Genomic DNA, 4,808 nt, shown 5'->3' with positions numbered 1-4,808 from the left:
GTAACCGTGAATTCCCAACACCGAAGGGAATAACGGTGGCTCCGGTTTGCTCAAGGCAGAGGTGATCCGTCAGTCCCCCGGACCACATGCAGTAGTTAAGGCAGTGGATAATGGTATCAGTTGGCTTAACACCAGCGCAAACGAAGGCTCGTGCGCCGGCCTCAAGAGTCTGGACAACATCCTCTAATGTAAGAGTAATGAAAAGTGGGCGCGATGTCGTACCCGAAGTGCGGTGGATTCGGCAAAGGTCCTCTTGGCTTACGGCAAGCAGACTGCCATAGGGTGGATGTGCCGCCTGATCAGCCAGAATATCCACCTTGCTTACAACAGGTAGGCGACTCAGGTCGAAGTCTACCGTGAGTTCGGATGACTCAACGCCTGCAGCAGTAAAGCGCTCTCGCCAAAATGGGCTTCGTTCAAAAGCATGACGCAAGGCTAAGGCAAGCCGAGGCCGTACGAACTCACGTTCGAGATTCAATGGCGGCATGGTTTCAACCGCCTGGTTCCACATCGATCGAGGCCTGCTCATCGCCTCTGGCCCTGATCAGGCATGACCCAGCGGATTGCCTCAAAGGCTTCAGCGTATTCAGCGCCGATCTGGACACCACGCGTGCGGGCTAAGGCGCGAATAAACCCCTCATCGACATAACTCCGACCTAACTGAGAGATGTAGCACTGAACTGCTTCAATTTTCGACGCAACATGATGGGGTTCAAGGAAAAAGAATGCGTTAGTCGTGAATGTTAGATTGTTCCACGGTACCTCGTACCCGAACATTGTGGTGCGCTTAAAGGCTCGGAACCCTTCATGGGCAACGACTTGATGATCTTGGTGTGTGTCTGAGGTTGATGGAAGGAAAACGCAATCTGGGGCATAGTCCCTTGCAAGATCGATAAATATTTGTAAAATCTCCTGACGCACTTCTGGAAACTTGCGAACCGGAAAACGATGGACAAACAGATGATCTTCTGGAATTCCAAGAGAATGCGTTGCTTCGCGAACTTCGCGAAGTGTGGTCTCGGGATCCATCCCGGTAGGAATGGATTCCTCTGCGGTCGACAGCGCGACATAGGCCACTTCAGCACCCTGGGATACGAGCCTGGCTATTGTCCCACCACAGCCGAATTCGCCATCGTCAGTGTGTGGCGCGAGCACCAGCACTCTTGAAAAAGTCATAAACAATCCCCTCTACATGTCCCATAATTTTGATAAATTTATCAACATTATTGATGCACGCATTCAAAATGATTCAAAATTTCATTCTGAATGCCGATTAAATCTTAGAAGCTAGGGTGACGATGAAAATTCGCAATCGATTCCCCGGCAACGATGGTTGGAGCGCTGATGGTCTGATGGGGTGTGTGATTGGTGTCGGGCCGTGGTACAGGGCCTGTACAACTCTATCCGACTGGAGCAACGGAAGTAGGTCCGAGTAAATAGTGCGAATTCTCTTGGTTCCTAGGAGGGACCACCAGCCCAGGGTTAGTACAACTGAATCTTCGAAGGGCCCATACCCTTGGCCAGGTCCAAGAGAAGGGTATTGCCAGCGAAATATTCCATTGCGACCATCCATGAAATTTTTCAAGCGCCAGGTTGGAAAGTCCTTTGAGGGCGGTTCGGCGACATGGACAAAAAATTGAATCTCAAGCCCTTTTACTAGCTGATCATAGAAACGAAACTCTGGCTCTGCAAAAGAATAGGCTCTCCGAAGGCTAGTGAGGAGTGCCGGAAACCGCGAGAAGTGGGCAGAGTCCCAGGCAATGTCCGGGACCGGGCAAGGCGACATGCCAGGGGTCTTCGCCGCCTGGCCGGCATAGAGGTAGTCTGGATGGTCACTCCAGTAACCCGGTTGGAGGAGCCAACCTCCATCTACTTGCCAGCTTACCTCCTGTGCGAATATCCGCTTCGCCACTCCAAGGGCATCGCCTACTTCTTTTTTCTCGTTTATTAGGCCGGTGTTTGCAATGCGTCGGAGGTTTGCTGCCAGGCCCAAGGGGTAGAAGTCTTGATCAATCAATACCTGGTAGTAGCGCCAGGGCGTTTTCGGATGACTGAGCTTCCAGAGAATCCGGGCCCGAATTCCATTGAAGGGCGTGTGGGCCCACTCCCAAGCAGGCGCGGAAGCCCAACTGGTTTCAAACATACTCTCCAACAAACCAAGTAGACCCTTCGGAATCAGATCCTTCCGCCCATGCTCCGATGCCTCCGCGGCAAAGTAGCTCGCAACAAAAAGATATTGAAGGCGGGGTAGGTCCCCAGAGGCAAGGCCATCTGCCTCAGCGACAAAGCGACTGAAGTGTGAAGCAAGCTCATCTTGCCAACCGACCATCCCTAGTGAGAATGCCGCATGAATAGGAATAAGTAGTGAGTGAGCGGCATCGTAGGCTTGCGAATCGGTCCAAAGGGGTCTTTGGAGGTAGGGGCTCATGACGGCATGCCATTCGGTTTTAATTGGTACCTGGGCTCCCGAGAGCGTGTGAGCGCAAATAGTCAGACCAGCCATCAACCGATTCAAGAAGGTTATACTCCGCGTGGCCGACATCGCATTCTCCAACCGTCTAGCAGGCATAAGGAATTGGGCACATGGGGCTCAAAGTCACGTTGCGGTCTAATCGAAAATTTTTTTAGTGAGTGCCCTGAGGAATCTTACTTATTAAGTTCTTCTACAAATGAGACCAGCCTTCTAGCCTCATCCTCCCAAGAATATTTTGCCAGAACCACTTCTCGGCACCTTTGGCCCATCTCTTGGGCTAATTCGGGGTTATCGCAAAGCCAACGGACGGCCCCGGCGATCGCGAGTGGGTCCATTGGATCCACAAAAATTCCGTACTTCCCATTGCCAGCCAACTGGCGCCAGAGAGGAAAATCGGAAATTATCACCGGTAATCCTGCACTCCAATACTCAAAAAGCTTGGTGGGATATGCTTCCGTATATTTGGGTGTAGGGTGCAACACCGCCATACCAGCAAGACTTTCAGCGAGCACCCTTTGGACTCCATCTCTATCCAGCACCCCAAGATAATGAATTCGGGCCGAGCTAGGCATGCCCTGAATTTCTTTCCAGAGCAATTCATCCTCGAACTCTCCTGCCAAGACCAAGTCAATGCCCTCTGGGAAATCAACAACTGCCTTGGCTAACTCCACGATTCCACGCGCTCTGCTTAACGCTCCTATATAACAAACAGAGTGGAACGGGCCCCTTCGTGGGTTGACAGCACGCATCGATATTTCATTTATAATTGGAAAATTTTTTACCTCTACTGTGCGGGGGTGAAATGAACGTAACCAATCCGCAATTAAGGGTTCAGCACCAATTAATCCTGAAAAGCAAGGAAGGCATAACTTCAGGAATTTTTGCACCATTATTCCCACGATAGGACGCGTCCAGGTCGGAAGATAAGGTTTATGAAGAACTTGCTTGGGGAGATCTTCGTGGGCATCGAAGACCACTCTCGACCCCCAAGCCCTCAAGACCAACCCCACGCCAATTAATTCTGGGTCGTGCAAATGATAGAGGTCTGCATGGACCCGTCGGGCCTCACGATAGACCCGCCAGGTAGTGAAAAACATACGTGAAATCCGCCCCCGACAACGGGGGACCGAACGAATTTCGACTTCTTTAATTCTTTCGATTGGCAGACCATCCGCCACGATTAACGTGATCTGGTGGCCAACCTGGGCCAACGAGACGCATTCTTTGTGGAAGATTCGGGTGTCGTGGCGGGCGTGGACAGAACTAAGGTGGCAAATGTGCATAAAATTCGACCTTCTTCGAACCCGAAAGTGGTGGGAAAATCCAGATGACAACCATTATCAAGAGGAGTCCGTGGGTCAGCAATGAGGTAAACAGAGCCGAATCAGCCATTGCCCAAGCGGCTGGAATTATCAATAAGACAGCAATCCGAGCTTCGACTTGTTCCGCCAAACAATCCACGACCCAAAAGACAGCTCCGAAAATTATTGAATGTAGCATAATACCAAGATGTCCAAGGTTTGCATATGCATCAGCCCATATGTTGGCATTGGCAGACATGTCACTATTCCCAAAATATTGTTTCCCGATTAAGAAGGGCGGACTCACAGAATTGGTCGAATCAATAATTCCATGCATGAAGCTGTGAGAATAATAAACGAATGGATGAGAATTAAAGTAATCAAAATAGAACCCTGTCAGTAGCCCAGGCGTAATAATAGGGCGTCGCAAGAGTAGGGATGACGCAATGCTGGTTTCGTAGTATATATCGACTCCGATCAGAGTGATTACCAATGTCATTAATCCCGCTAACATCAACAATCCTAATGGCCATTTCGAATATTGAATTACCCAATTTATACCAATTATCAAGGGGATAACTATTAGCATTGATTTTTGCCCCCCTTGCATAAACATGAACAACTGCCCTAATAATCCTAATAGAAATAAAACCCAGCGATGGCGTACCAGTCCATACACCAGCAAGCACGGATTCACCACCTTTGCCGCCCATGAGATTAAATAGACAGCCACTCCTACAGAGGCCGCCGCTTGGCGTTGATCCTGCCGCAGTACATAGAGGTCACCTAATGTGGGAAATTGAAATCGTGCTCCCATGCTTACAACAAGAATGCTATATAAAATTATTGAGCCTATGACCATCAAAAATAAAAACCCCCCTCTAGTCATTCTAGGCGCATAAAATCTAACCAATGGCAAACGAGTAAAAAGGGCAATTATCATCATTCCTACAAATAAACTTAATTGTAAAGGGAGCAATGTTGGATACGACCATGGGTGGGACAGTAGTGGAATGAGTATCGATGAAACATAC

At 49.5% G+C, this 4,808-nt stretch carries 5 protein-coding genes; all 5 read right to left on the bottom strand.

From position 1 onward, the window contains the following. On the bottom strand, window positions 1-529 hold a 529-nt coding region (locus tag IPP74_15315), incomplete at its 3' end, for a phenylacetate--CoA ligase family protein (GenBank protein MBL0320643.1). Continuing rightward, window positions 526-1,176: a PIG-L family deacetylase gene (locus tag IPP74_15310; GenBank protein MBL0320642.1), complete on the bottom strand. Its 651-nt coding sequence runs from the start codon at window positions 1,174-1,176 to the stop codon at window positions 526-528. The genes IPP74_15310 and IPP74_15315, both read right to left, overlap by 4 nt. 97 nt (window positions 1,177-1,273) lie before the next feature. Further along, window positions 1,274-2,542, bottom strand: coding sequence for a hypothetical protein (locus IPP74_15305; GenBank protein MBL0320641.1), 1,269 nt, complete (start codon window positions 2,540-2,542; stop codon window positions 1,274-1,276). A gap of 104 nt (window positions 2,543-2,646) precedes the next feature. Then, window positions 2,647-3,684, bottom strand: coding sequence for a glycosyltransferase (locus tag IPP74_15300; GenBank protein MBL0320640.1), 1,038 nt, complete (start codon window positions 3,682-3,684; stop codon window positions 2,647-2,649). A 52-nt stretch (window positions 3,685-3,736) separates the two neighbouring features. Beyond that, on the bottom strand, window positions 3,737-4,808 hold a 1,072-nt coding region (locus IPP74_15295; protein ID MBL0320639.1), incomplete at its 5' end, for a hypothetical protein.

This window comes from Alphaproteobacteria bacterium (genome assembly GCA_016722515.1).
Classification (GTDB): domain Bacteria; phylum Pseudomonadota; class Alphaproteobacteria; order Rickettsiales; family JADKJE01; genus JADKJE01.
This window is presented reverse-complemented; position numbering and strand designations above follow the sequence as displayed.

Excerpts from the sequence above, each read along its gene's own strand:
- IPP74_15310 (MBL0320642.1), bottom strand. The coding sequence starts at position 1,176 with ATGACTTTTTCAAGAGTGCTGGTGCTCGCGCCACACACTGACGATGGC.
- IPP74_15305 (MBL0320641.1), bottom strand. The coding sequence starts at position 2,542 with ATGTCGGCCACGCGGAGTATAACCTTCTTGAATCGGTTGATGGCTGGT.